This window comes from Nocardiopsis yanglingensis, assembly GCF_045809185.1.
Lineage (GTDB): Bacteria > Pseudomonadota > Gammaproteobacteria > Xanthomonadales > Xanthomonadaceae > Stenotrophomonas > Stenotrophomonas yanglingensis.
In genome coordinates, this window is sequence record NZ_JBJNRH010000003.1 from 37,039 (window position 1) to 61,030 (window position 23,992).

Consider the following 23,992-nt stretch of genomic DNA (forward strand, 5'->3'; position numbering starts at 1 on the left):
GGGGGGGGGGGGGGGGGGCGCCCCCCCCCCCGGCGGGGGGGGGCCGCCGCCCCCCCCCCCCCCCCCCCCCCCCCCCCCCCCCCCCCCCCCCCCCCGCCTTCGACAGTTGGCCGCGATCTGTTGGAACCTGCTGCTGATGGTGGGTGCCGACCGTTGGTCGGCACGGGGTCGGATCCCGTTGCGACGCAACGGGCTCCTACCCCATTGAAGGCGCCATTTAACCGGCGTCGGTTTTCTGGCCTACGGCTGCAGGGTCCAACGGCCGGAATTCTGGCGCTGGCGCGGTGCGATAGGGCCGTTGTGCTGGGTGTAGATGAAATGGCCCTGGTGGTCGGTCTGGCAGCTCAGCAGCAGCGTGTAGTGGGCGGGGCCGGCCGGGTGGGCTTCGGTCATCTGGATTTCCGCGATATGCGGGGCCAGGCGCTGATAGCGGTAGCTGCCACCGATGCGGAGGTCGGTGCCGAGGATGTCCAGCACGTACTGGCTGCCGGCGAAGCTGATCTGCACCATGCGTCCGGCGTTGGGGTTGTCCGGTGCGTACAGCGGGTCGCTGAGGTTGGTGAACTGGCGCTGGTCGAGCGTGGCGGGCAGGGTGCAGACGGCGGCGGTGGCCAGGCTGGGGCAGAGCAGGGTGGCGAGCAGGGTGAGGCGATGCATGGTGGGACCTCGCTGGGATGTCTCTGCAATGCACCGCAGCTGCGCACCGTTGTCTGTAGGAATCATTGCAAACGCAAAGGGGACGGATCCCTTTCCAGCGGAAAGGGCTCCGACCCCATTCGGTTTGGGACCGCTGAACGTGTTCGAGCCGATTTCTACCAAGGATAGTTAAGATCGATTCCGAGTGAACGGTGTAGTTGCACCTTCTCGGATGAGAGCGGAAAGAACCCCTCTGAGAGCTCATAAAGGCATGTGGGCCAGAAGTTCTTCTCGTCCGCCATGGATGTGGCATCGCAGTTGCGGAACGAGGCCTCAAGTTCCATGAGAGTGGACTCCGCTATGTCTTCGTTGGAGTTCAGCGCAGGTCGGATTGCCGCCATGAACGCGGTATGGATAGCTGCAAAGCTCCTCAGATCTGAATTGCAGTACTGGAGTGACACTTCACAGTCGATTGGGAGGAGCCCTACAGAGCGATCCTTGAGGTCCACGAAGAAGAGCCCGCCCAACACCTGTCCAAAGACTGCCAACATGCGATCGTCGGCCTCAAATCGCTGAAGGCGCGAATGGAACATCATGTTGTTGTTGGGATAAGGCTCAAGATGATCAGATACCCGCTGCGCTTCGAGCAGCAGAGCAGAGTGATCGATCTCTTCCTGGCTGATTGGCATGAGGTCAAGTGTTGGCGGACTGATTGAGTTCTCCACCCGGACAAGGCTACCGATATGTTTCGCAGATGCCTTTAGGAGAAGTTGCAAACTCAGTGCGGTGGTTGAATCTCTCATCCACGCATGGCGTGGATCTACTGGCGTCATACAGCGGTTCCACAAACACCAACGCCTGGGCTAGCCCAGGCGTTCGCGCCCCCTTCATGCTGGTGACGCGCGTCAGCTTGCCAGTTCGGCCTGCTCGCGTTCGATGCCGTACTTGCGCAGCTTTTCCACCAGGGTGGTGCGGCGCAGGCCGAGCAGCTGGGCGGCGTGGGCGACGACGCCCTGGGTGCGCTCCAGTGCTTCGTTGATCAGACCCAGTTCGATGTTGGCCATGTGGTTGCGCAGGTCCATGCCCTCGTCGGGCAGTGCGACCGGTGCTGCCGGGCGATTGACGGCGATGCCGTGCTCCAGTGCCGGTTGGCTGCCGCCGCCCGGGGTGTGGAACGAGAAGCTGCGCAGGTCGAGGCGTTCTTCGCTGGCGGCCGGCTGCGCCGGTGCCGGCGTGGCGACTGCGGTCAGTGCCGCATCGCCACGATAGCGGGCTGGCAGGTCCTGCACGCGCACCGATCCGCCCGGATGCAGCACCGCCAGGCGCTCGACCAAGTTGGTCAGTTCGCGCACGTTGCCCGGCCACTCGTAGCCGGCCAGTGCCTGCAGCGCTTCCGGGGTGAAGCGCACTTCGCCACGGCCGGTGCGCGCCAGCTGTGCAGCGATGGTTTCCACCAGCGCCGGCAGGTCTTCGCGACGCTCGCGCAGGGCGGGCACGTCGATCGGGAACACGTTGAGGCGATAGAACAGATCCTCGCGGAACTTGCCTTCGGCAATACGGGTTTCCAGGTCGCGGTGGGTCGCGGCCACGACGCGCACGTTGCAGCGGATGGTCTGGTTGCCACCGACACGCTCGAAGCTGCGTTCCTGCAGCACGCGCAGCAGCTTCACCTGCATCGGCAGGCTCATGTCGCCGATTTCGTCGAGCAGCAGGGTGCCGCCTTCGGCCATTTCGAAACGGCCCTTGCGCGCGGTCAGTGCACCAGTGAAGGCGCCCTTTTCGTGGCCGAACAGTTCGCTTTCCAGCAGGTCGGCCGGAATGGCGCCGCAGTTGATCGCCACGAACGGGCCATCACGGCGCGGCGAGCGCTGGTGGATTGCACGCGACACGACTTCCTTGCCGGTACCGGATTCGCCCAGCACCAGTACGGTGGTATCGAACGCGGCAACCTGCTCGATCATGGTGCGCAGTTCGGTCACCGCCGGGCCGTTGCCGGTCGGGCCCTGGTCCTGCGCGGCGCCGGCCTGGTGCTCGGCATCCAGGCGCTTGAGGCTGGCGCGGCGCAGCAGGGCTTCCATCTGCGCATGGCGCAGCGGCGTTTCCAGCGGCCAGATGTTGGCTTCGTGCAGGCCGTGCTGGTGCGCAAAGGCTGCGGCATCACCGTCGGCCAGCAGTACCGGCGGCGGCAGGCTGCTGCCGCCCAGCCAGTCGTACAGCGCGGTGCTGGCAGCGGTGTCGTCCAGGCTGCCGACGATCACGGCCATCCAGTCGTTCTGGCGCTGGCGGCCCAGGTCGAAGTCGGCCGCGTCGGAGACCCAGCGCGGGTTGAAGTCCATGAATTCCAGCAGGGCAACGGTGCGCTCGGCACGCACGGCGTCGTTGTCCAGCACCAGGATGCGCGATTCGCTCACGATCGATCCTCCCTGAGGCCTTCCAGGATCGGCATGACTTCCTGGATGTAGGACAGCTTGCTGACGAAATTGTCGGCGCCGGCGCGCAGCGCGTGTTCGCGGTGCTCGGCGTCGTCGAAGTGGCTGGCGATCACGATGTACGGTGCATCGTCCTGCGACTTGATCAGGCGGGTGGCCTGCAGGCCGCCCATTTCCGGCATCGCCAGGTCCATCAGCACCACCTGCGGGCGCAGCGTTTCCGAGCGCTCGATCGCTTCCAGGCCGTTGCCGGCGCTGCCGACGATCTGCAGCCAGTCGATCTTGCGGAAATGGCGCATCGCCGCGTTGATGAAGCCCTCGTGGTCATCGACCAGCAGGACCGTGAGCTTGTTCATGTCCAACATCCTTTTCAGCCCACCCGGGCCAGCTGGGGTTGCCTGGCGCTCAGCCGGCGCCGTTCGCGGGCCGGGGCGATATCCAGTTGTTCTCGGTATTTTGCGACGGTTCGGCGTGCAATGTTCACCCCCTGGCGTGACAGCAGGCCGGCAATGGCCTCGTCGGCCAGCGGGCGGCCGGCCGGTTCGGCGTCGATCAGGCGGCGGACCATGGCCTTGACGGCCTGGCCGGAGACGCTGGCGCCTTCCAGGCGCACGGCGAAGAAGTGCTTCAGTTCGAAGGTGCCGCGCGGGGTCTGCAGGAACTTGCCGGTGGTGATGCGCGAGACGGTGGACTCGTGCATGCCGATTTCCTCGGCCACTTCCTTCAGGGTCAGCGGCGCCATGGCCTCTTCGCCACGTACCAGGAACGCAGCCTGACGCTCGACGATCACCCGCGCGGTGCGCAGCAGGGTGTCATAGCGCATCGACAGGCCGCGGCTGAACCAGCGCGCTTCCTGCAGCATCTCGCGCAGTGCCGGTGCGGCCTCGCTGGTCTCGGCCAGCGCCTGTTCGTACTGGCTGTTGATCGAGACGCGGCGGCTGGTGGCCGGGTTCAGCGCTACCTTCCACTGGTCGTCGGCGTGCCAGGCAACCACATCCGGCACCACCACGGCATTGCGTTCGGGCAGCAGGCTGTCACCCGGGCGCGGCTGCAGCGAGAGGATCAGGCGCACGGCTTCGCGCACGTCGTCGATTTCGGCGTCGTGCAGGCGGGCGAGGGCGGGGTAGTCGTGTGCGGCCAGCGCTTCGAGTGCGCCATCGAGAATGCGGGTGGCCAGGTGGCGGGCGGGAACCGCGCCATGCAGGCTGCGCAGCTGCGCCTGCAGGCCTTCGCGCAGGTCCTGCGCGGCCATGCCGGCGGGCTCGCCGTGCAGCAGCTGCTGGCGGATGGCTTCGACGCCGTCGGCGGCGATGTCGAACTGGGCGCTGGCCAGCAGCTGCAGCTGGTCCAGCGGCGCCTGCAGGTAGCCGGCCTCGTCGCAGTGATCGAGCCAGAATGCTGCTACGGCCAGCTCGCGGTCGTCCATGTCCAGCGACAGGCGCTGCAGCACACGCAGCTGCGGGTCGGTCGATTCGCCGGCAGCGATACGCGCCATGCGGTCGTCGTCGCCGTCCTGCCAGCTGGCGCCGGCCACGTCCCACATCGACGACTCGGGCAGCTCGTCGAAGGCGGCGGTGTCCATCGTGGTGGCACTCGCTTCGGTGGCTTCGGCGGTGGGTGCTTCAGCCTCTTCGATCTCCAGCAGCGGGTTGGAGTCCAGCAGGCGCTGGATTTCCTGTTCCAGGTGCAGGCCATCGAGCTGCAGCAGCCGGATCGACTGCAGCAACTGCGGGGTGAGGTGAAGTTGTTGGCCCAGCTGGGCCGAGAGTGCAGCCTTCATCGTGGTTCCCCGGCACCGCTCCCCGGCGCCTTGTGGAACGCATCTTGCTTTTGATCCGGCGGGGGCGGAATCAGGGGGTTCCTGAGGGGCTTCGTGAATGTCCTGACAGGGTGTAGGGGTATTCCCTACATTGTCGCGGAATGTTGACGATGATCGCCGCTAAGTTGCTGATTTCCGGTGTGGGTCCCGGATTGATCGGGCTGCGCCGTGTACGGATTCCTGTCAGGGCGTGTCGGGGTGACGGGAATTCGTCGTCAGTGCGGATCTGGCCTCCTTCGCAGAGGATCACTCCAGCTCGTGCTGGTGGCGCGCGGCCAGCAGCAGCAGATCGTTGGCGCGGCGACAGCCCAGCGACTCCATCATGCGTGCGCGGTGGGTTTCCACCGTCTTGACGCTGATGCCGAGGTCGGCGGCGATTTCCTTGTTGCTCTCACCCTTGCCGATGCGGCGCAGAATCTCGCGCTGGCGCGGCGACAGTGCGGCGATGCCGGTGGGTTTTTCGCGGCCGAGCATCGGTGCCAGCATCTTGGCGGAGATCTGCGGGCTCAGGAACACCTGGCCGGCGTGCGCGGCACGCAGCGCCAGTTCAAGCTCCTGCGGTGCGGCATCCTTGACCAGGAACCCGACCGCCCCGCGATCGAGTGCATCGCGCACGTGTGCGGCGTCGTCGTGCATGGTCATCATCACCACCCGCGTGCCGGGGGCGCGCAGGCGGATGTCACTGAGGGCTTCCAGGCCGGTGCGGCCGGGCAGTGACAGGTCCATGAGGATCACGTCCGGGGCGTGCTGCAGGGCCAGCTGCAGTGCCTGCTCGGCATTGCTGGCCTCGGCGACGAGCTGCACGTCGGCAAACCCCTGCAGCAGCCGCGCCAGGCCGGCGCGGACCAGGGTGTGATCGTCGACGATGAGAACTCGCACAGGCACGTTGGAGGTCCGTGAGGGGAGTCCACCTTAACTTAGCTGAACGGGCGCGCCAAGGCTTGCCCATCCGCCGCCATGGTGGCAGGTTTCAGCGGGCGCGGCGTGCTTCGGCCACCTGGCGGCGATGCAGGCGGAACAGATGCCGCTCCATTGCCATTTCCAGGCCATCGCCAAGACGCTGGAAACGCAGCCACAGGTAGTGACCGCCGCCACCGTCCGCTGCTTCGGCGATCACTTCCACGGGCAGGTCGATATGGTCGGGCAGCCAGTCGCTGGGCTGCAGGCGCACCAGGCCGGCCTGACCGGCACTGGCGCCGCTGCGCGGACCCAGCTGCAGGCGGATGCCACGGCGCGACCAGCGCACCGGGCGCAGGGTCAGCTCCTGGCCCTGCTGGCGCACCAGTCGGCCGAGCAGCACCATCGCCAGATCCAGCTTGGCCTCCAGTCGCTGCAGTTGCAGGCTGGCTTCGTTGCGGTCGTCGTGCTCGTCAACGCGACTATCTTCAACCAGCGCCAGGCTGCGCAGCAGGCCTTCGGCACTGCTGGTACGACCGGCAGCGCTGCCTGCCTGGAACTCGGCCGGCAGGGCCAGCTCGCAGCTGAGCGTTTCGTCGAACAGCTCGCTTTCGGCCGGGTGATGCAGCGACGTGGTTGGCAATTGGGTCATGCGAGTGATTCTGCCTGCAGGTAGGCATGTGCCGCGCGAAGAGAGCGCTGGCCGTCGTTCATCAGTGCGGCGACGGCATCACGGCGCTGGCGCAGCAGGCCGAGCAGATTCTGCTGGCGTTCAAACAGCGCGGTCAGCGGTGCGTGGTCGGCGGCGGTCAGCGGCTGGCTGAGCAGTGCATGCAGCGTGCTGTCGTGGCCATCGAGCAGGCTGTCGGCCTGGTCGAGCGACTCTTCGCCCAAGGCCTTCTCGAAGGCGTCCAGCTGGGCGTGCAGTTCGTGCAGGCTCATGGCGCCACCGCGGCCGGGCGGCGCTGTTCCTGCGGGATCGCATTCCAGGCGCTGTCGATCTCGCCCAGCAGCTGCAGCGACTCATCCAGCGCGGCACGGTCGTTGTGCAGGTTGGCCTCGGTCAGGCGCTGCAGCACGTAGTCGTACAGCGCCGACAGATTTCCGGCGATCTCGCCGCCGGCCTCATGGTCCAGGGAGCCATTGAGGTGGCCGACGATCGCACAGACCTCGCCGATCGCCTTGCCCTTGCCGGCCTGGTCGCCACGCTCGAGGCTGGCCAGGGCACGCCGCACGCGCTCCAGCGCGCCGGCCAGCAGCATCGCCACCAGCTTGTGCGGATCGGCATCGGCGACCGCACTGGTCACTCCCACCTGGCGGTACTGCTCGGCATATTGACGGCTGGAACCGTACATTCGTGATTCTCCTTGCGCGGGGTGCCGCCGGGCGGTCGTGGGGACCGCTGCCGGCGGTGCGGCGTTGATTGCTGTTGCGTCCGTTATCGGTGCGTTACACGCCAAACTTGAGCGTTGCACGCAGTCCTTTAGCGGTTCAGCTGTGCCAGCTGCTGCTGCAATGCGGTGTTGCTCTGCTGCAGTTTGCCCATCAAGCTGTCCAGCGCCAGGAACTGCTTCTTGTAGCGTTCCTCGACGTTCTTCATGCGGACGTCAAGGTCCTTGCGTCGCTTGTCGATGTTGTCCAGCGTGGTGTTGAGGCCCTTGGTACGGGCGACGAAGGCGCCTTCCTTGCCCGTGGTCGTACTGACGTAACCGTCTACCATCGTGTAGAGCTTGCCGGCGCCGCCGGTATCACCGGTGATCGCCGAGCGGATCTTCTCCGGCTGGCTGGCAAGCGCCGCTGCGAATTTTGTCGCGTCCAGCACCAGGCTGCCGTCGGCATTGGGATAGCCACGGGTCTGCAGGCCGAGCTTCTTCGGATCCAATCCATCCGCGGACAGGTCCTTCAGTACAGCGCCCATCATCGAACGCAGCTGACTGGATGCGCCGCGCATCTGCGCATCGCCCGTCAGCGTCGCCGCTTCCTTGGTCTTGGCGTCGTACTTGGTCTCCGTATTGATGGCGGCGATCGCATCGTTGTACGCCTTGACGAAGTCCTGCATCACCTTGGTGGCCGCAGTGGTGTCGGTACTGATCACGACCGTGCTCTTGCCCCTGACCTTGAGGTTCAGAGTCAGGCCTGGTACGGCATCGGTCACGGTGTTGCTGTCGCTGATCACCGTGACGCCATCGATGGTCAGCTCGGCATCGGCTGCCGCGGTGTTCTCCTGAAGGCTGCCAACCAGTGCGCTCAACTTCGGGTCGCTGCCACCGTATTCGAGCTTGATCGCATTGGCGGCGCCGGTCTTCTCCTGGGCGATCGACAGGTACTGGTTGTCGCCCGAAGCGATCAGGGTCGCCTGCACGCCTTCTTTGCGGCCTGCCGCATCGATCTTGTTGCGCACGGTGGTCAGCGTATCGCCGGCCTCCACCTCGACCTTCATCGTCTTTGCCTTGTCGCCCACGCCAACGGTCAGCGTCAAGGTTCCGGCGCCGAAGGTGTCGGTCTTGGGCACCGAGGCGTTGGCAATCAGCTTGTGTGCCGTGGCGAGGGATTTCACCTCCACCTGGTGCGTGCCGTTGGCCGCTGCGGCCTTGGTCAAACCCTGGTCGTACAGTGCCACCGACGCCGACAGCACGTCGTCGGCATTGTTGGGGCCGGCCTTGCCGGTGGCGGTTACTGTGCGGGTGTCGAAGGCTGTCGTGGCCTTCAGCGCGGTCAGGGCGGTCTTCAGCTTGTCGAAGGCCGAGGTGACGGTGCCGATCGACGACAGCTGCATCTTGGCCTTGGACTGCTGCAGGTTCAGCGCGTTGTCGGCGGGCTTGCGGTCGGCCGCCACCAGCTGGCTGACGATGTCTGAAATGTTCAGGCCCGAGCCGATGCCACCGTATCCAAAGCTTGCCATGTGATTCTCCTGGTATCGGGCCTGGTCGCTAGGCGCTGGCCCGTCGTCAACGAAAATAGCGGCCTGCGCCGCTGGGTCTTGAGGACTTCGTTGATGCATGCACCGTGCCAATGCTCCGGCGCAGGTTCTGGCACGCAGGTTGCAGGAGGGTTGGGGCAGGGTGCGGGGAGATTCACCGCGGGCTGCCGGGAGTCTGCAAAAAACCCTCCCCCAATGCAGGGGAGGGCACAGGCTACTGACAATCGGGGGGAGACGAAGCCGCCCGGTACGTACAGTCAAAGGTACAGCGCTGAAAGAGAGGTCCGCAGGAGCGGGCGATGCCAAGCCGGTTCGGGAGTGATCCCGGGCCGGGCATGGCCCGCGCCTTCGTGCATCGTGGCTTCCCGGTTGCCGCTACCGTCGGGACTAACCGACGGTAGCGGCGCCTTCTTGCCGTGGATCAGCGCAGCAGGCTGAGCACGCCCTGCGGCACCTGGTTGGCCTGGGCCAGCATGGCCGTACCGGCCTGCTGCAGGATCTGGGTGCGGGTCAGTTCGGCGGTTTCCTTGGCGAAATCGGTATCCTTGATGCGGCTACGCGAGGCCGACAGGTTTTCCGTCGAGGTCTGCAGGTTGGCGACGACCGAGGTGAAGCGGTTCTGGATCGCACCTAGGTCAGCACGGGTGTTATTGATCGAACTCAAGGCCTTGTCGACGATTTCCAGTGCCTGCTGTGCGCCAGCGACGCTTTCGATGTTGACGTCCTGGAGCTTCTTGCCAGTCGCTGGGGCGGTGGCACTGCCGTCTACTTCTGCGGTGTCGTACCCCGTGACGCCGCTGCTCGTCCCGGCAGTGACTTTCATCGCGCTCCAGGCGCCATCCTTGTTGATGCTCTCCTTGACCGAGGTCAGTTCGATCTTGCCAGCATCCCCTGCCTTGGCGTAAACGCCAGTTTCGCCGATCTTCGCATTGATGGCTGTCGTGACAGCTGTGACCAGCGCCTTACGATCATCGGCGTCAACGCCCGTTGCAGTGATCTCCACGGGGTCGATCTTGACTGCCGCAGCAAGGCCGCCACCAGCTATCTCGAGGCCTGAGAACTTGATGGTCTTGCCGTTGTTTGCTGGGGCGTCGGTCCCGGCGGCGATAGTGATGGTCTGAGCATCGAACACTGCGTTGCCCAGCGCTTCTGACTTGGCATCCACCACCTTGTCGATAGCAATAGCCTGCCCAGCGTTAGCTCCGACTTGGAACAGCTGGCTGGAGAACGAACCATCCAACAGCTTGGTGCCATTAAACTCCGACTGCTTGGCGACGCGGTCGATTTCGCTGACCAGCTGGGTCACTTCGGCCTGCAGCGCCTTGCGGTCACTGGCTGAGTTGGTGGCATTCGACGACTGCACCGACAGCTCACGGATGCGCTGCAGATTGTTGCCGATTTCCGACAGCGAGCCCTCGGCGACCTGGGCCAGCGAAATGCCGTCGTTGGCGTTGCGGATGGCAACGTCGGTACCGCGGATCTGGGTGCCGAAGCGCTCGGAGATCGCCAGGCCAGCGGCGTCGTCCTTGGCGCTGTTGATGCGCGAACCGGAGGACAGGCGCTGGATGGTGGTGGCCAACGAGCTGCCGCTGGTGCTCAGGTTGCGCTGAGCGTTCAACGACATCGTGTTGGTGTTGATGACTTGTGCCATGGTGCTTTTCCTTTGGCGAAGGCGGTACGTATTTCAGGAACCGGGCGGAAGCTCAGCCGCCGCCCGGTGGTCGATCAAGGCGCAGATCAGCGCAGCAGGCTGAGCACGCCCTGCGGCACCTGGTTGGCCTGGGCCAGCATGGCCGTACCGGCCTGCTGCAGGATCTGGGTGCGGGTCAGCTCGGCGGTTTCCTTGGCGAAATCGGTATCCTTGATGCGGCTACGCGAGGCCGACAGGTTTTCCGTCGAGGTCTGCAGGTTGGCGACGACCGAAGTGAAGCGGTTCTGGATAGCGCCCAGATCGGCACGGGTGCTGTTGATCGAGCCCAGGGCTTCGTCAACCAGAGACAGCGCTTTCTGCGCACCGGTGGTGGTGCTGACGTCCAGATCGATGGCGTGCTCGCTGGCGGTGGTAACCGTACCGGTTGCCATGGCAGCGCCAGGGGTCGGCCAAGTACCATCGGCGGCCTTCACCGACGTGGTCAGTGCCACGGTGCCAGCGACGGTTGCGTCGACACCGGCGGTGAGATCGCCGCCATTCTTGACCTGGGTCAGCTTCACGGCGGAGCCATCATCACTGACTTCGGCCAGGATGCCGGTTTCGCCCAGCTTGGCGTTGATGGCCGTCGCGGCCGCCTTGTTCTGCTCTGCAACGCTGGCGCCCTTGGCGACTTCGATGCTATCCAGCTTGATGGCGCTGACGGTGCCATCGGCACCCTTCACGGAAATGGTGCCGCCAATGCGAGTGGCTTCAGCCGTGGCCGCGGTAGGTGCAGTGAGGCTGGCACTCTTGAAGCTCGAGCCGCCCAGCTTGGCAACGGTTGCGTCGACGGTCTTGTCGATGGCAATGGCCTGACCGGCATTGGCGCCAACCTGGAACAGCTGGCTGGAGAACGAGCCGTCCAGCAGCTTGGTGCCGTTGAACTCGGACTGCTTGGCGACGCGATCGATTTCCGACTTCAGCTGAGTCACTTCGGCCTGCAGGGCCTTGCGATCGCTGCTCGAGTTGGTGGCGTTGGAGGCCTGCACAGCCAGTTCACGGATACGCTGCAGGTTGTTACCGATCTCGGTCAGCGAACCTTCGGCGACCTGGGCGAGCGAAATACCGTCGTTGGCATTGCGGATGGCGACGTCGGTACCGCGGATCTGGGTGCCGAAGCGCTCGGAGATCGCCAGGCCAGCGGCGTCGTCCTTGGCGCTGTTGATGCGCGAACCGGAGGACAGGCGCTGGATGGTGGTGGCCAGCGAGCTGCCGCTGGTGCTCAGGTTACGCTGAGCATTCAACGACATCGTGTTGGTGTTGATGACTTGTGCCATGAGGAGAGGTCCTTGAGCGGTTGCACGTGAGTTGGGTTAGACGCCCCCGACGTGCCCCGGGGGCGGCTCATGTCAGCGCTGCAACAGGCTGAGCACGTTCTGTGGTACCTGGTTGGCCTGGGCCAGCATGGCCGTACCGGCCTGCTGCAGGATCTGGGTGCGGGTCAGTTCGGCGGTTTCCTTGGCGAAGTCGGTATCGCGGATGCGGCTGCGCGAGGCCGACAGGTTCTCCGAGGAGGTCTGCAGGTTGGCCACCACCGAGGTGAAGCGGTTCTGGATCGCGCCGAGGTCAGCGCGCACGCTGTTGACCGATTCCAGGGCCTTGTCGACGATGGATAGCGCCTGCTGAGCACCCGCAACGGTGTCGATCTTGATGTCGGCGACATGCGAGGCAGTGGTGCCGGCAGCCGGTGTGTTCAGGTTGGCTGGGGTGGCGCCTGCCTGGACGGTCACGCTGGCCAGCGTGTTTTCGTCCTTGACCGAGGTCAGGGTGATCTCACCGGCGGTCGCGGACACTGCGGCATGCAGGCCGGTCTCGCCGATCTTGCCGTTCAGGGCTGCAGCCAGTGCCTTGGTGGCGTTGTCCTGGTTGGACTTCTGGATCGCAGCCAGCTCCGGGCCGGTTGCGGCGCCCGGGGCGGTGTAGTCGAAGGAGACATCACCGACGTTGATCGCGCCGACCTTGACGCCGACGATCTTGCCGGCTGCGCCATCGACTGCTGCATTGTCCAGGGTGATCTTGCCGGCATCGACGAAGGTGGTGGCACCCAGCGATTCAGCCTTTGCATCCACCACGCTGTTGATCGCAATGGCCTGGCCCGCATTGGCGCCGACCTGGAACAGCTGGCTGGTGAAGGAGCCGTCCAACAGCTTGGTGCCGTTGAAGTCGCTCTGCTTGGCCACGCGGTCGATTTCGCTGACCAGCTGAGTCACTTCGGCCTGCAGGGCCTTGCGGTCGCTGCTGGAATTGGTGGCGTTGGAGGCCTGCACGGCCAGCTCGCGGATACGCTGCAGGTTGTTGCCGACTTCGCTCAGCGAGCCTTCGGCGACCTGGGCCAGCGAGATACCGTCGTTGGCATTGCGGATGGCCACGTCCAGGCCGCGGATCTGGGTGCTGAAGCGCTCCGAGATCGCCAGGCCGGCGGCGTCGTCCTTCGCGCTGTTGATGCGCAGACCGGACGAGAGGCGCTGGATGGTGGTGGCCAGCGAGTTGCCGCTGGTGCTCAGGTTGCGCTGAGCGTTGAGCGACATCGTATTGGTGTTGATTACCTGTGCCATGGGGTCGTCTCCTCTTATATGGAACCCGTTGGTGAATGAAACGAAGCGCCGCCTGTTTTTTTGTGTGGCTGTGTGCTTCGCTGTTGCCAAATGAATAACGGCGCTTTGTCAACAACCTTTAGCCGTGAATTCCGTTGAAGCTGCAATTCGTTGCCGGAAGCTGTTTTTCCGGGGTTTTCAGCCCGGGAAGGGCGTGAAGGCGACTCCGGAGGGGGGCGGTCGGGCATGCCCAACCAGCGCTGATGAAGGTATCGGCGGGGTCCGGTCGGGCTTGATGGGCAATCACGGAAAATCCGCAGAAGGCGGGCTGGCGAGCTATTGGCCTGGCGTGTTTCGCGCCAATGAACCGCAGAAACGAAAAAGGCCGCGATGCAGGGCATCGCGGCCTTTCAGGGCTGAGGTGGGAGAGCTGTCAGCCGATCTTGTTGAACAACGACATCGACTGCATCTGCGAGAAGATCGTCTGCGCCGCCTGCAGTGCGGTGCTCTGCAGTTGGTACTGGCTCAGCGCATCGGCGTAGTCCAGGTCGCGCATCTGCGACAGCGTGGTCTTCAGGGTCACGCTGTTGGCTTCACGCATGTCGGCGGCATTGTCCAGCGCCTTCAGCTGGGCGCCGCCGGCCGCACGCGAGTCGATCATCCGCTCCGACGCCCGCGCGACGTCGCGCAGCACGCTCTGCAGTTCGTTCTGCTGTGCGCTCATCTTCGCGGTGGTACCGGTGTCGGCATCCAGCGCGGTGATCAGCTTGTCCATGGTGTCGAAGATGTCGCGGCTGCTCGCCGGCTTCACGTTGAATGCGTCGCCTGCGGCAGGCGCACCGGTGATCTGCAGGCGTACGCCGTTCACTTCCAGATCGTCACCGGCCTTGTAGGTGCCGGTGCCGGTCACATTGCCCGCACCATCGAGCACTTCGTACTGGTTGGCGGCGGTGAAGCGGACGCTGAAGCTCTGGCCGGTCCAGCTGTCGCTGCCATCGCGGGTGATGTTGGTCAGCACGCCGTTGCCGGTATTGCCTGTTGCGGCACCACCATCGACGAAGCCATCGCCGGTGGGGATGCGCATGAAGATCTCGCTGCCGGGCAGGGCATCGCGGACGTAGGTATCGGGGCCGACCTCGATCTGGCGCTGGGTCTGGTCACCGCGGTAGACCACCTTGCCGTTGATCTTGGCGAACGGCGGGTCACCATCGTTGGTGCCGCCGAACACATAGCGACCGGTGCCGTCCTCGGCATTGGCCAGCGACAGCAGGCCGTCGCGGATCTGGTTCAGCTCGGTGATCAGCGTCTTCTTGTCGGCCGCGCTCAACGCGGGGTTGCTGGCCTGGATGGTCAGGTCGTTGACCCGACCCATCAGGTCGTTGACCTGGGCCAGGGTATTTTCCTGCACGCCCAGCCGGTTCTGTACGTTGCCGGCATTGAGCTTCATCCGGTCCAGTGCGGCCAGGCTGCGGTCCAGTCCGACCGCTGCGCCTGCGCCGACCGGATCGTCCTTGGCGGTGACGATCTTGCTGCCGGTGGCGATCTGCTGCTCCAGATGGCTGAGCTTGGCCTGCTTGGCCATCATCAGCGACACCGACTGGTTGTACATCATGCTGGTGGAGATGCGGCTGCTCATCGGCGGACGGCCCCCAGGATGGTCTGGAACATGCTGTCGGCGGTGGAGATCAGCTGCGAGGCCGCCTGGTAGGCCTGTTGCAGACGCAGCATGTCGGCGGCTTCCTCGTCCAGGTTGACGCCGGATACCTCGTCACGGGCTTCCTGCGCCTTGTCATTGATTACCAGCTGCGCCTCCAGCGAATACTCGGCCGAGCGCGCGGCGGCACCTACCTGGGTGGTCAGGCCACCCAGTGCGCCGTTCAGGGTCACGGTGCCGGCATTGAAAGCCTTCGCGCTTTCCACCTTGGCCAGCTTGGAGGCATTGCTGTTGTCCGAGGAGCCGGCCGGGGTCGGGGTGATGTTGAAGGTGTCGCCGACCTTCGGTGCGCCATCCAGCACGAAGCTCCACCCGTTGGCACTGATGGTCTGGCCGGGGGTGTAGGTCTGCGGCGGGCCGCCATCGATGGTGTAGGTGGTGGCCGAGGTGAACACGATCGCGGCCGGATTGCGCAGGTTGGCGTTGGTCGAATCGCTGACGGTGACCCCACTCAGCTTGCCGGTACCGGTGTTGGAGGTCGCGGCCGCGCCCTTCACCGCAGCGGCTGCGGCGATGCGCGAAGGATCGGTGATCGCCACTTCCATGCTGCCGGCCACGCCTGCGGTGGGCTGCAGCAGGAACCGATCATTGGCGGCCGGGGTGCCGCCGACCACCATTTTGACGCCGTTGATCACCAGGGGGTCGGCAGCGGTGCCGGTGCCGGTCAGCGGGACACTGGCGCCGGTGTCGGCACGGCTGGCCTTCCAGTTGGTGCCATCGAACTGCAGCACCACGTTCTGTGCTTCCAGCTTGCCGAGGTCCCCATAGGTGGCGCTCAGGGCGGCGCTGCCGGTATTGGCGTTGTTGGCGGTGACGCGCGGGTTGCCGATGTTGAAGAAGTCGCCACCCAGCTGGCCATACATGTCCACGCCCTGGTGATGGGCCTGGTTGAACGTTTCGGCCAGGCCCACTGCGAGCTTGCCCAGTTCGGCCTGGGCCGGGGTCAGCACGGTGTCGCGGAACTCCAGCAGGCCACCGATCTGGCCACCGACCGCCTTTGCGTCAAGCCGGATCGTGTTGCCCTGGGTCTCCAGCGCCAGCTGCAGGCGCTCGGGCTGGTACGGGTCGGCCACGGTGGTGACCTTGGTCGCCGTGGTACCCACCACCAGCGCGTTGCCGCCGGCGGTGTAGACATTCATGATGCCGCCGTCCTGGATCACTGCCGTGCCACCGGTGTAGCCGATCAGCTGGGTGATCAGCTGGTCGCGGCGATCGAGCAGGTCAGGCGCAGCCGTGGCGATGTTGGTGCCGATGGCGCCGTTGATCTGCGCGATCTCCTGCGCCAGGCGATTGACCTCGGTGGCACCGGCCATCAGGCCGTTGTTGACCTCGCTGTTGAGGTTGTTCAGGTGCGTGTTGAGCTGCACGAAGCGGTTGGCCAGCGCCTTGCCACCGTCGAGCATGTTCTGTCGGTCGGCCGTGCCGGAGGCATTGGAGGACAGGCCGCTGACCGAGTCGAAGAAGTTCGACCACACGCCGGCCACGTTGGTGGCGGCTTCGGAGAACAGCGAGTTGACCCGGTCGGCCATGCCGGAGAGCTGCTTCAGGCGCGCCAGCTCACCGCTGCTGTCGAGCAGGCGCGAGATCGCCAGCTGGTCGGCGGTGCGGCGGATGTCGGTGATGCGGGTGCCGTTACCGACCGTGCCATAGCCGTAGTTCTGCGGATCAGCGGTGGCGAAGTTGACCTTCTGCCGGCTGTAGCCGGGGGTATTGAGGTTGGCCACGTTGTGGCTGGTGGTTGCCAACGCACGCTGGAAGGCGAGCAGGGCACCAGTACCGGTGGAAAGTACGCTGGACATGGGGTTCCTCAACGACGAGTGATACCCAGCGCCGCGGTTGCGGTGCTGGCGAAGGTCTGGCCAAGGCGCGAGCCGGCATCGGCCACGGCACTGACGGCGCGCTCGATGGTCGGGCCGCCGGCGATCGCGGCGATCTTGGCCGCGTAGCGCGGATCGGTGGCATAGCCGGCGCGCTGCAGGCCGCGGGCGAAGCCCTGCACGTCGGTGCCGGCCTGCAGGGCCTGCTGATAGCGCGGGCTGGTCTTCAGCAGGCGCACGTAGTCGGCGAAGCTCTCGGCCGGCGAGCTGTAGGCGCGGAAGCTGGCGGTCTCGTTGCGGCGCACGCCATCCACATACTCATGGGTTCCGGCCACGGCGCGCTGGCCGTTCCAGCCATTGGCCTTGATGCCGAACAGGTTGTGCGAAGTACTGCCATCGGCGTGCTTGATGTGCCGCTTGCCCCAGCCGGTTTCCAGCGCCGCCTGGGCGACCAGGGCGCGGGCATCCACGCCCAGTTCCTTGGCCGCACTCTGCGCGTGCTGCCAGATGCTGGCGACGAAGCCTTCCGGGGTGTGCTCGCCCAGCTGGGCGACGGCGGTGCGGGTGGCCATCGCATCGGCCGGGCTGATGGCGGTGCCGCGATTGCTGGTGGTGGCCGACCACTGGTCGCTGTTGGCGGCCCAGTCCTCGCCCTGCAGGCTGCCGATGTACGGATCGTCGGTGCCCAGCGAGCGGTGCATGCTGCTGCTCTCGCGCCCGGCGATCAGGTCCAGCGCCTGTTCCATCGGCGCGACCGCGGCCTGCGCACCGTGCTGCGCACCGGCGGCCATCTGCTGCAGCAGGCGCACCGCCTGGCTGCCGTCTTCCAGTGGCAGCGACGGTGCCGGCTTGGCCGGTGCATTGAGCTGGTAGGCACGACTGGCCTTGGCCGGGTCCACGCGGGTATCCAGCGCCGGACCCTCGGCGGCCTGGCCGGACAGCTGCCGGCTGATTATGCCCGACAGACCCAGGCCCTTGCCGCGGGTCATCGCCTCGGCAATCTTCTGGTCGTACATCTCGCGGAACATCTTGTTCTCGCCGGGGAACAGCGAGTCGCCGAAGCTGGCGTCACGCATGCTCTTGACCAGCATCTGCGCGAACTGGCCTTCCAGCTGGCGCGCGACCTTGTCGATCTTGGCCGGATCGTTCTGTTGCGCCGGGTGCAGATCGAATGCGGGATTGATGCGCATATCAGATCACCTCGAGCTCGGCACTCAATGCGCCGGCCTGCTTCAGGGCTTCCAGGATCGCGATGAGATCGCCCGGTGCCGCGCCTACCGCGTTCACCGCGTGCACGATCTCGTCCAGGGTGGTGCCGCCGCTGAACTTGAACATGCGGCTGCCGTCGTTGGTGGCGGTGATGGTCGACTGCGGGCTGGCCACGGTGCGGCCGCCGGACAGTGCATTGGGCTGGCTGACGTTGGTGTTTTCCTGGATGGTCACGGTCAGCGAACCATGCGAGATCGCAGCCGGGCCGACCCGCACCTGCTGGCCGATGACCACGGTGCCGGTACGCGAATTGACCACCACCTTGGCCGGGGCGCTGCCCGGGGTCAGCTCCAGGTTCTCGATGCGCGCCAGCAGGCCGATGCGCGCGCCCGGGTCGGTCGGTGCGGTGACCGCCACGGTCACGCCATCGACCGCGCGTGCGGCGCCTTCGCCGAAGGCGTTGTTGAGCGCGGCGACCATGCGCGAGACCGTGGTGAAGTCGTTGTTGTGCAGGTTCAGGGTGATGTCGCCACCGTTGGCCAGCGGATCGGGCAGGGCGCGCTCAACCGTGGCACCGTTGGGAATGCGGCCGACGCTGGGCACGTTCACCGAGACACGGGAACCATCCTTGCCCTGGGCACCAAAGCCGCCGACGATCAGGTTGCCCTGGGCGATGGCATAGATCTGGCCGTCAGCACCGCGCAGCGGCGCCATCAGCAGCGAACCGCCCCGCAGCGAGACCGCGTTGCCGATCGAGGACACGGTGATGTCGATCGGCTGGCCCGGCTTGGCGAACGGCGGCAGTTCGGCGTGGATCGCTACGGCGGCCACGTTCTTCAGCTGCGGGTTGACGTTGGGCGGCACGTTGACGCCCAGTTCGCCGAGCAGGTTCTTCAGGCTCTGCACGGTGAAGGGTGCCTGGCTGGTGCGGTCGCCGCTGCCATCCAGGCCGACCACCAGGCCATAACCCACCAGCGCATTGCCGCGCACGCCGCCGACCTGGGCCAGGTCCTTGATGCGCTCGGCGCTGGCCGGGGCTGCCACGACCAGCAGCATCAGCGCGACGAACGACGCCACGCGGCGCTGCCAGGAAGAAGAGAAGAAGGAATTCATGGCCATACTCAGAACGGCGTCAGGCCGGAGTTGAAGAAGCGGCTCAGCCAGCCCATCGCGTTGGACTGCGCGACCGGGCCGCGACCGCCGTAGACGATGCGGGCCTCGGCCACGCGGCTGGACGGAATGGTGTTGTCCTGGCTGATGTCGCCGGGACGGACGATGCCCTGCACCTGCACCAGTTCATCCCCCTGGTTCAGCCGCAGGTTCTTCTGCCCCTGTACCACCAGGTTGCCGTTGGGCAGGCGTTGCACCACGGTGACCGTGACGCTGCCCTGCAGGCGGTTGCTCTGCGCGCTGTTGCCCTTGCCGGTGAAGTCACGCTTGCCTGCTGCCGACGCGCTGAGGATGTCCTTGCCGCCAAGGGTGACCGGTGCGCCGAGAATGGATGGTGTGCCCAGGCTCAGGTTCGATTCCTTGTTCGTGGCGGTATTCGCACTGGTCTGCGCGGTGGTGTTTTCCAGCAGGGTGATGGTCAGCAGGTCGCCCACATCGCGCGCGCGCCGGTCCGAATACAGCTGCAGGGTCGGGCCGGCGGCGTAGATGGCACCGGCGGTCGGCTGGGCCTGCGGCGGCATGATCGGCTGGATCGGTGCCATCGTCGGGTAGGGACGCACGTCGCCCGCGATCACGCAGCCACCGAGCAGGGCGGCCACGGCGCAGGCGAGGGCAGTGCGGGCGAAGTTGGAAATGGGCGACATGGCGGTTTCCCGGTTTGGCCGGTCAGAGCTTGTTGTTGAGGTAGCCGAGCATCGAATCGGTTGTGGAGATCGCCTTGGCGTTCATCTCGTAGGCGCGCTGGGTTTCGATCATCGACACCAGCTCTTCCACCACGTTGACGTTGCTGCCTTCCAGCGCGCCCTGCACCACAGTGCCGAGGCCGTTGAGCCCGGGGTTGCCGTTCTGTGCCGGACCAGAAGCGGTGGTCTCCAGGAACAGGTTCTCGCCGCGGGCCTGCAGGCCGGCCGGATTGACGAAGTCGGTCAGGGTCAGCGCACCCACTTCCACCGACGCCGCACCGTCGGCCATCTTCACGCTGATGGTGCCGTCGGTACCGATGGTCACCGACTGCGCGCCTTCGGGAATCTGGATGCCCGGCTGCACCGGATAGCCGCTGTTGGTGACCAGCTCGCTGTCCTGGTTGATCTTGAACGAGCCATCACGGGTGTAGGCCGAGCTGCCATCAGGCATCTGAACCTCGAAGAAGCCGCGGCCATTGACCATCACGTCCAGGGCGCGGCCGGTCTGCTGCTGGCCGCCCTGCTCAAAATTCTTGGCGGTGGCAACCACGCGCACGCCGGTACCCAGCTGCAGGCCAGTGGGCAGCTGCGTCTGCGCCGAGGAGGAGCCGCCGGGCTGGCGGACCTGCTGGTACAGCAGGTCTTCAAAACTGGCACGGTCCTGCTTGAAGCCGGTGGTGTTGGTGTTGGCGAGGTTGTTGGAAACCACCGACATGCGCATCTGCTGCGCATCCAGTCCGGTTTTCGCGATCCACAATGCCTGGTTCATCTTCGGTGTCCTGTCTGGTGAAGCCGGCCGCGTGGTGCGGCCCTTGTATGCGGGTGTGCAAGCGGTGTGCCAGCGCCGGCATCAACCGGCGCCGGAATTCCGTCAGCTGCCCAGGCGCAGCATGCTGTTGGCGCTGCGCGCGTTATCGTCGCCGTGCTTGATCACCTGCACCTGCATTTCGTACTGGCGCTGCAGCTGGATCATCTGCACCAGCGCGCCAGCGGCATCCACGTTGCTGCCTTCCAGCTGGCCGCTGTGCACGGCCGTGCCCTGTGCCGGTGCGAACGGCTGTAGCGGGTCGGTGTTGCGGAACAGGCCATCCAGGCCACGCTCCAGGCGTTCATCCGGTGCCTGCACCACTTTGATGCGACCGATCTGCGCCATGGTCTGCGGACCTTCGCCCTGCGGGATGATCGAGATCGTGCCGTCGGCACCGATCTCCATCGCCTGGTAGGGCGGAATGGCGATCGGGTTGTTGTTGTCATCCAGTACCGTGCGGCCGCTGGAGGTCACCAGCTGGCCGTTCGGCGTCACCGACAGCGCGGCGCCACGGGTGTACGCCTCGCTGCCGTCACTGGACTGCACGGCCAGCCAGGTGCCGGTCTGCAGGGACAGATCCAGCGGTTTGCCGGTGATGTGCTGCGAGCCGGGCGTGCGGTTGAACCCGGCGTCCACATGCAGCGCATCCACCCGCGAGGCAAAGCCCGGGCCACGGATCGGGAAGGCTTCGGTGTTGGCCAGCGCTTCCTTGAAGCCGGGGGTGTCGGAGTTGGCGAGGTTGTGGCTGAGCGTGCCCTGCGCCTGCAGGGAGGCGCGGGCACCGGTCATCGCCACGTAAAGGGCTTTATCCATGCGGGGAGTTCCGTGACAGGGTCAGCGCGTCATCAACGGATGTTGATGACGGTCTGGGTGATCTGGTCCTGGGTGGTGATCATCTGCGCGTTGGCCTGGAAGTTGCGCTGCGCGGTGATCATGTTGACCAGCTGCTCGGTGAGGTCGACGGTGGACGCTTCCAGCGAGCCGGCCTGGATCTTGCCGAGGTTGGAGGTGTCCGGCATGCCGGTGCGCGGCGTGCCCGAGCTGAAGGTATCCACCCACAGGTTGTTGCCCTTCGATTCCAGTCCCTGCGGATTGTTGAAGGTGGTCAGCGCGACCTGGCCCAGCGGCTTGTCGGCACCGTTGGAGTAACGGGCGTACACCACGCCGGTTTCCGACACGGTGATTTCGTTGAGCTTGCCGGCAGCGTAGCCGTCCTGCTGGGTGTTGCGCAGCGCGAACTTCTCGCCGTACTGGGTCGAGCCGTTGATATCCAGCGTCATGTTCAGCACGCCAGCGCCCGTGGTCGGGGTGAAGGTGCCGAGGCTGACCTTGCCGTCTGTCGGTGCAGTCAGCTTGCCGCTGTTGTCGAAGGTGACCGGGGTCGGGTTGCCCGCCGGCTGACCGTCCACGTAGTTGCGCACGGTCCACTCGTTCGGGTTGGCACCCTTCACAAAGTAGGAGACCTGGATGTGGCTGACACCCAGCGAGTCGTACACGGTGATGCCGCCGCTGGAGTGGTTGTAGCTGTTCGAATCGGTCGGATCGAAGGTAGTGACCGTCGGCTGCTTGGCGTTGGCCGGCAGGGTGAAGCCGACCTTCACTTCGCTGGTCTGCTTCGGCGGGCTGTCGGTGGTCAGCAGCTGCAGGTCGACCATGCGGCCGGCATCGAAGTTGGTGCCATCGGCATTCGGCGCGAACACCTGCAGGCGAGCGCCCTGTGGATTGACCACATAGCCGGATGCATCGGTCTGGAAATTGCCGGCACGCGAGTACACGCGGCTGCCGTTCATGTTCATGGTGAAGAAGCCTTCACCGGAAATGGCCATATCCAGGCTGCGACCGGTCTGTTCGTTGTGGCCCTGCTTGAACTGCTGGGCGACATTGGAGACACGCACACCGGAACCCACCGCGTTCTTCGACAGACCGTAGCCGGTGGCCGAGAACAGGTCGGCGAACTCGGCGCGCGATTCCTTGAAGCCGGTGGTGTTGACGTTGGCGACGTTGTTGGCAGTGACGCTCAGGTCGGAATTGGCGGCATTGATGCCGGACAGCGAGACATTGAAGCCCATGGGATGCTCCTGGTAAGTACGGGGTGTGCGGCTCAGCTGACGCGGAGCACGTAGTCGATCGGGGCCGTGCCCAGGCCCTTGAGGTTCAGGTACAGGCCGTCGGAACCGACGGTCACGCTTTCCACCGGTGCCTGCACGTAGGTGGAAAGCTTGGTGCTCTTGCCGGTGGTGTCGACGTGGTTGGCGACGATGGAATACTTGCCGGGCTCCATGCGCTTGCCGTTCGCATCCTTGCCGTCCCACTGGAAGGCGGTTTCGCCGGCGGCCTTGGCTTCAACGCTCAGCGAGGTGACCTTGGCGCCGTTGGCGTCGGTGATGTCGACGGTGATGATGCCGGCCGACGGTGCGGCCACCGTGCCCTCGACGCTGCCTTCCTTTTCCAGCACCAGCTTTTCCGATGGCACCAGTACCTGGTGGCCGACCAGCGCAGCACCACGCAGCACCTGGTCGCTGGCCATCGACTCCTGGAAGCCCTTCACCGTCTTGTTCAGATCGGTGATGCCCTGCACGGTGGACATCTGCGCCATCTGCGCGACCATCTGCGTGTTGTCCATCGGCTTCAGCGGATCCTGGTGCTGCAGCTGCTCGGTCATCAGACGCAGGAAATCGGCCTGGTCCAGCGTGTTCTTCTTCTTGGTGGCGTTGCTGTTCGGAGCGTTCAGGCCCAGCGCGGAATAGACGTCCTGGCTGGTCTGGTTGTTGACGGCGGTGGTCATGGCGGTATCCGGTGCTGCGGGGCTCAGCGGCCCATGGTCAGGGTGGCCAGGGCCAGTTCCTTGGCGGTGGTCAGCATCTCCACGCCGGCCTGGTAATTGCGCGAAGTCGAGATCAGGTTGACCATCTGCGCCACCGGATCGACATCGGGCTGGTAGATGTAGCCATCAGCGTCAGCCAGCGGATGGCCGGGCTCGTAGCGCTTGATCGGCGCGGCCTCGCTCTGGGTGATCTCCTTGACCTTCACCGAGGTGATGTTCGGATCGTTCTTGCTAGTGACGGCCTGGAAGATCGGCTCCAGCGGCTTGTACACGGCGTCGGCGGAACCGGCGACGGTGTCGGCGTTGGAAAGGTTGGAGGCGATGGTGCTCATGCGCACCGACTGCGCCTGCAGCGCAGAGCCGGCGATATCGAAGATCGGCAGGTTGCTCATGGCTTATTGCCCCGTGATCGCGGTCAGCATGGAACGCACCTTGCTCTCGACGAAGCTGAGCGAGGCGCGGTATTCGAGTGCGGCGCGGCCGTAGGCGGCACGCTCGGCATCGGGATCGACGGTGTTGCCGTCCAGGCTGGGCTGCACGCCGTCGCGTGCGATCTGGAACGGGTTCAGGCCACTACTGATTTCGTAGTGCTGCTCGTTGGTGGTGGTCATCAGGCCGTTGGCATCCTGGCCCTGGGCATGGCGCAGGGCGGCATCGAAGTCCAGGTCCTGGGCCTTGTAGCCGGGAGTGTCGGCATTGCCGAGGTTGCTGGCGATCAGCTTCATCCGCTGTTCGCGCAACGGCATGGCCTGGGCGTGGACGCCCAGGTAGTCGGTAATCAGGTTGCGCACGGTGCACTCCCACGGGAACGTTGCCCGGGAAGCTGCAAGTGGTGTGCCAAA

24 protein-coding genes are annotated in these 23,992 nt (G+C 65.4%); all 24 read right to left on the reverse strand.

Annotated features, from left to right (window positions below):
* Positions 1 to 240 precede the first annotated feature (240 nt).
* Entirely contained in the window at positions 241 to 657 is a 417-nt protein-coding gene (locus tag ACJ7C5_RS06020) for a hypothetical protein (RefSeq protein WP_412703321.1), read from the reverse strand.
* Positions 658 to 812: 155 nt separating this feature from the next.
* A complete protein-coding gene (locus tag ACJ7C5_RS06025; RefSeq protein WP_094001359.1) occupies positions 813 to 1,469 on the reverse strand; it encodes an SUKH-4 family immunity protein in 657 nt (218 codons plus the stop codon).
* A 72-nt stretch (positions 1,470 to 1,541) separates the two neighbouring features.
* Positions 1,542 to 3,047, reverse strand: a complete 1,506-nt coding sequence (locus tag ACJ7C5_RS06030) for a sigma-54 dependent transcriptional regulator (protein WP_412703322.1) — start codon at positions 3,045 to 3,047, stop codon at positions 1,542 to 1,544.
* Complete coding sequence (locus ACJ7C5_RS06035; RefSeq protein ID WP_010485922.1) at positions 3,044 to 3,421, reverse strand: response regulator; 378 nt, start codon at positions 3,419 to 3,421, stop codon at positions 3,044 to 3,046. Before ACJ7C5_RS06035 ends, ACJ7C5_RS06030 begins: the two co-directional genes overlap by 4 nt.
* Positions 3,422 to 3,435: 14 nt before the next feature.
* Positions 3,436 to 4,845, reverse strand: a complete 1,410-nt coding sequence (rpoN, locus tag ACJ7C5_RS06040; RefSeq protein ID WP_412703323.1) for an RNA polymerase factor sigma-54 — start codon at positions 4,843 to 4,845, stop codon at positions 3,436 to 3,438.
* Between the two features lie 285 nt (positions 4,846 to 5,130).
* Positions 5,131 to 5,769, reverse strand: a complete 639-nt coding sequence (locus tag ACJ7C5_RS06045) for a response regulator (RefSeq protein ID WP_006365891.1) — start codon at positions 5,767 to 5,769, stop codon at positions 5,131 to 5,133.
* Between the two features lie 85 nt (positions 5,770 to 5,854).
* The gene (locus tag ACJ7C5_RS06050; protein ID WP_094001362.1) at positions 5,855 to 6,433 is read right to left on the reverse strand and encodes a PilZ domain-containing protein; all 579 of its coding nucleotides are present in this window, start codon (positions 6,431 to 6,433) and stop codon (positions 5,855 to 5,857) included.
* Entirely contained in the window at positions 6,430 to 6,723 is a 294-nt protein-coding gene (locus ACJ7C5_RS06055) for a hypothetical protein (protein ID WP_010485909.1), read from the reverse strand. The genes ACJ7C5_RS06050 and ACJ7C5_RS06055 overlap by 4 nt, the downstream gene beginning before the upstream one ends.
* A complete protein-coding gene (fliS, locus tag ACJ7C5_RS06060; RefSeq protein ID WP_005409561.1) occupies positions 6,720 to 7,136 on the reverse strand; it encodes a flagellar export chaperone FliS in 417 nt (138 codons plus the stop codon). The genes ACJ7C5_RS06055 and fliS overlap by 4 nt, the downstream gene beginning before the upstream one ends.
* Before the next feature lie 128 nt (positions 7,137 to 7,264).
* Entirely contained in the window at positions 7,265 to 8,683 is a 1,419-nt protein-coding gene (gene fliD, locus ACJ7C5_RS06065; RefSeq protein ID WP_180865971.1) for a flagellar filament capping protein FliD, read from the reverse strand.
* Positions 8,684 to 9,122: 439 nt separating this feature from the next.
* Positions 9,123 to 10,352, reverse strand: a complete 1,230-nt coding sequence (locus ACJ7C5_RS06070) for a flagellin (RefSeq protein WP_412703324.1) — start codon at positions 10,350 to 10,352, stop codon at positions 9,123 to 9,125.
* Between the two features lie 86 nt (positions 10,353 to 10,438).
* Complete coding sequence (locus ACJ7C5_RS06075; RefSeq protein WP_412703325.1) at positions 10,439 to 11,668, reverse strand: flagellin; 1,230 nt, start codon at positions 11,666 to 11,668, stop codon at positions 10,439 to 10,441.
* Positions 11,669 to 11,740: 72 nt separating this feature from the next.
* Positions 11,741 to 12,946, reverse strand: coding sequence for a flagellin (locus ACJ7C5_RS06080; RefSeq protein WP_412703326.1), 1,206 nt, complete (start codon positions 12,944 to 12,946; stop codon positions 11,741 to 11,743).
* 412 nt (positions 12,947 to 13,358) lie between these two features.
* Positions 13,359 to 14,561 (reverse strand): flagellar hook-associated protein FlgL, encoded by a 1,203-nt coding sequence (gene flgL, locus ACJ7C5_RS06085; RefSeq protein ID WP_412703327.1) that lies wholly within the window; start codon positions 14,559 to 14,561, stop codon positions 13,359 to 13,361.
* The gene (flgK, locus tag ACJ7C5_RS06090; protein WP_412703328.1) at positions 14,558 to 16,438 is read right to left on the reverse strand and encodes a flagellar hook-associated protein FlgK; all 1,881 of its coding nucleotides are present in this window, start codon (positions 16,436 to 16,438) and stop codon (positions 14,558 to 14,560) included. The genes flgL and flgK overlap by 4 nt, the downstream gene beginning before the upstream one ends.
* An 8-nt stretch (positions 16,439 to 16,446) precedes the next feature.
* On the reverse strand, positions 16,447 to 17,646 hold the full coding sequence (gene flgJ, locus ACJ7C5_RS06095) for a flagellar assembly peptidoglycan hydrolase FlgJ (protein WP_412703329.1): 1,200 nt from the start codon (positions 17,644 to 17,646) through the stop codon (positions 16,447 to 16,449).
* Position 17,647: 1 nt separating this feature from the next.
* Positions 17,648 to 18,778, reverse strand: a complete 1,131-nt coding sequence (locus tag ACJ7C5_RS06100; protein ID WP_180843352.1) for a flagellar basal body P-ring protein FlgI — start codon at positions 18,776 to 18,778, stop codon at positions 17,648 to 17,650.
* A gap of 8 nt (positions 18,779 to 18,786) precedes the next feature.
* On the reverse strand, positions 18,787 to 19,479 hold the full coding sequence (flgH, locus tag ACJ7C5_RS06105; RefSeq protein WP_088025898.1) for a flagellar basal body L-ring protein FlgH: 693 nt from the start codon (positions 19,477 to 19,479) through the stop codon (positions 18,787 to 18,789).
* 22 nt (positions 19,480 to 19,501) lie between these two features.
* Positions 19,502 to 20,287 carry a flagellar basal-body rod protein FlgG gene (flgG, locus tag ACJ7C5_RS06110; protein ID WP_005409571.1) on the reverse strand — a complete coding sequence of 262 codons (786 nt, stop codon included), beginning with the start codon at positions 20,285 to 20,287 and terminating at the stop codon, positions 19,502 to 19,504.
* Between the two features lie 102 nt (positions 20,288 to 20,389).
* The gene (locus ACJ7C5_RS06115; RefSeq protein WP_094001371.1) at positions 20,390 to 21,139 is read right to left on the reverse strand and encodes a flagellar basal body rod protein FlgF; all 750 of its coding nucleotides are present in this window, start codon (positions 21,137 to 21,139) and stop codon (positions 20,390 to 20,392) included.
* Positions 21,140 to 21,171: 32 nt separating this feature from the next.
* Positions 21,172 to 22,395: a flagellar hook protein FlgE gene (gene flgE, locus ACJ7C5_RS06120; RefSeq protein WP_094001372.1), complete on the reverse strand. Its 1,224-nt coding sequence runs from the start codon at positions 22,393 to 22,395 to the stop codon at positions 21,172 to 21,174.
* A gap of 32 nt (positions 22,396 to 22,427) precedes the next feature.
* The gene (locus tag ACJ7C5_RS06125; RefSeq protein WP_412703330.1) at positions 22,428 to 23,111 is read right to left on the reverse strand and encodes a flagellar hook assembly protein FlgD; all 684 of its coding nucleotides are present in this window, start codon (positions 23,109 to 23,111) and stop codon (positions 22,428 to 22,430) included.
* Between the two features lie 23 nt (positions 23,112 to 23,134).
* Positions 23,135 to 23,542 (reverse strand): flagellar basal body rod protein FlgC, encoded by a 408-nt coding sequence (gene flgC / locus ACJ7C5_RS06130; protein WP_005416461.1) that lies wholly within the window; start codon positions 23,540 to 23,542, stop codon positions 23,135 to 23,137.
* Between the two features lie 3 nt (positions 23,543 to 23,545).
* A complete protein-coding gene (flgB, locus tag ACJ7C5_RS06135) occupies positions 23,546 to 23,941 on the reverse strand; it encodes a flagellar basal body rod protein FlgB (protein WP_010485889.1) in 396 nt (131 codons plus the stop codon).
* Positions 23,942 to 23,992: the final 51 nt, after the last annotated feature.

Bases quoted from the DNA above. Each gene is read 5' to 3' on its own strand.
- ACJ7C5_RS06020 (WP_412703321.1), bottom strand. From the start codon at position 657: ATGCATCGCCTCACCCTGCTCGCCACCCTGCTCTGCCCCAGCCTGGCC.
- ACJ7C5_RS06025 (WP_094001359.1), bottom strand. From the start codon at position 1,469: ATGACGCCAGTAGATCCACGCCATGCGTGGATGAGAGATTCAACCACC.
- ACJ7C5_RS06035 (WP_010485922.1), bottom strand. From the start codon at position 3,421: ATGAACAAGCTCACGGTCCTGCTGGTCGATGACCACGAGGGCTTCATC.
- rpoN (WP_412703323.1), bottom strand. From the start codon at position 4,845: ATGAAGGCTGCACTCTCGGCCCAGCTGGGCCAACAACTTCACCTCACC.
- ACJ7C5_RS06050 (WP_094001362.1), bottom strand. From the start codon at position 6,433: ATGACCCAATTGCCAACCACGTCGCTGCATCACCCGGCCGAAAGCGAG.
- ACJ7C5_RS06055 (WP_010485909.1), bottom strand. From the start codon at position 6,723: ATGAGCCTGCACGAACTGCACGCCCAGCTGGACGCCTTCGAGAAGGCC.
- fliS (WP_005409561.1), bottom strand. From the start codon at position 7,136: ATGTACGGTTCCAGCCGTCAATATGCCGAGCAGTACCGCCAGGTGGGA.
- fliD (WP_180865971.1), bottom strand. From the start codon at position 8,683: ATGGCAAGCTTTGGATACGGTGGCATCGGCTCGGGCCTGAACATTTCA.
- ACJ7C5_RS06070 (WP_412703324.1), bottom strand. From the start codon at position 10,352: ATGGCACAAGTCATCAACACCAACACGATGTCGTTGAACGCTCAGCGC.
- ACJ7C5_RS06075 (WP_412703325.1), bottom strand. From the start codon at position 11,668: ATGGCACAAGTCATCAACACCAACACGATGTCGTTGAATGCTCAGCGT.
- ACJ7C5_RS06080 (WP_412703326.1), bottom strand. From the start codon at position 12,946: ATGGCACAGGTAATCAACACCAATACGATGTCGCTCAACGCTCAGCGC.
- flgL (WP_412703327.1), bottom strand. From the start codon at position 14,561: ATGAGCAGCCGCATCTCCACCAGCATGATGTACAACCAGTCGGTGTCG.
- flgK (WP_412703328.1), bottom strand. From the start codon at position 16,438: ATGTCCAGCGTACTTTCCACCGGTACTGGTGCCCTGCTCGCCTTCCAG.
- flgJ (WP_412703329.1), bottom strand. From the start codon at position 17,646: ATGCGCATCAATCCCGCATTCGATCTGCACCCGGCGCAACAGAACGAT.
- ACJ7C5_RS06100 (WP_180843352.1), bottom strand. From the start codon at position 18,778: ATGAATTCCTTCTTCTCTTCTTCCTGGCAGCGCCGCGTGGCGTCGTTC.
- flgH (WP_088025898.1), bottom strand. From the start codon at position 19,479: ATGTCGCCCATTTCCAACTTCGCCCGCACTGCCCTCGCCTGCGCCGTG.
- flgG (WP_005409571.1), bottom strand. From the start codon at position 20,287: ATGAACCAGGCATTGTGGATCGCGAAAACCGGACTGGATGCGCAGCAG.
- ACJ7C5_RS06115 (WP_094001371.1), bottom strand. From the start codon at position 21,139: ATGGATAAAGCCCTTTACGTGGCGATGACCGGTGCCCGCGCCTCCCTG.
- flgE (WP_094001372.1), bottom strand. From the start codon at position 22,395: ATGGGCTTCAATGTCTCGCTGTCCGGCATCAATGCCGCCAATTCCGAC.
- ACJ7C5_RS06125 (WP_412703330.1), bottom strand. From the start codon at position 23,111: ATGACCACCGCCGTCAACAACCAGACCAGCCAGGACGTCTATTCCGCG.
- flgC (WP_005416461.1), bottom strand. From the start codon at position 23,542: ATGAGCAACCTGCCGATCTTCGATATCGCCGGCTCTGCGCTGCAGGCG.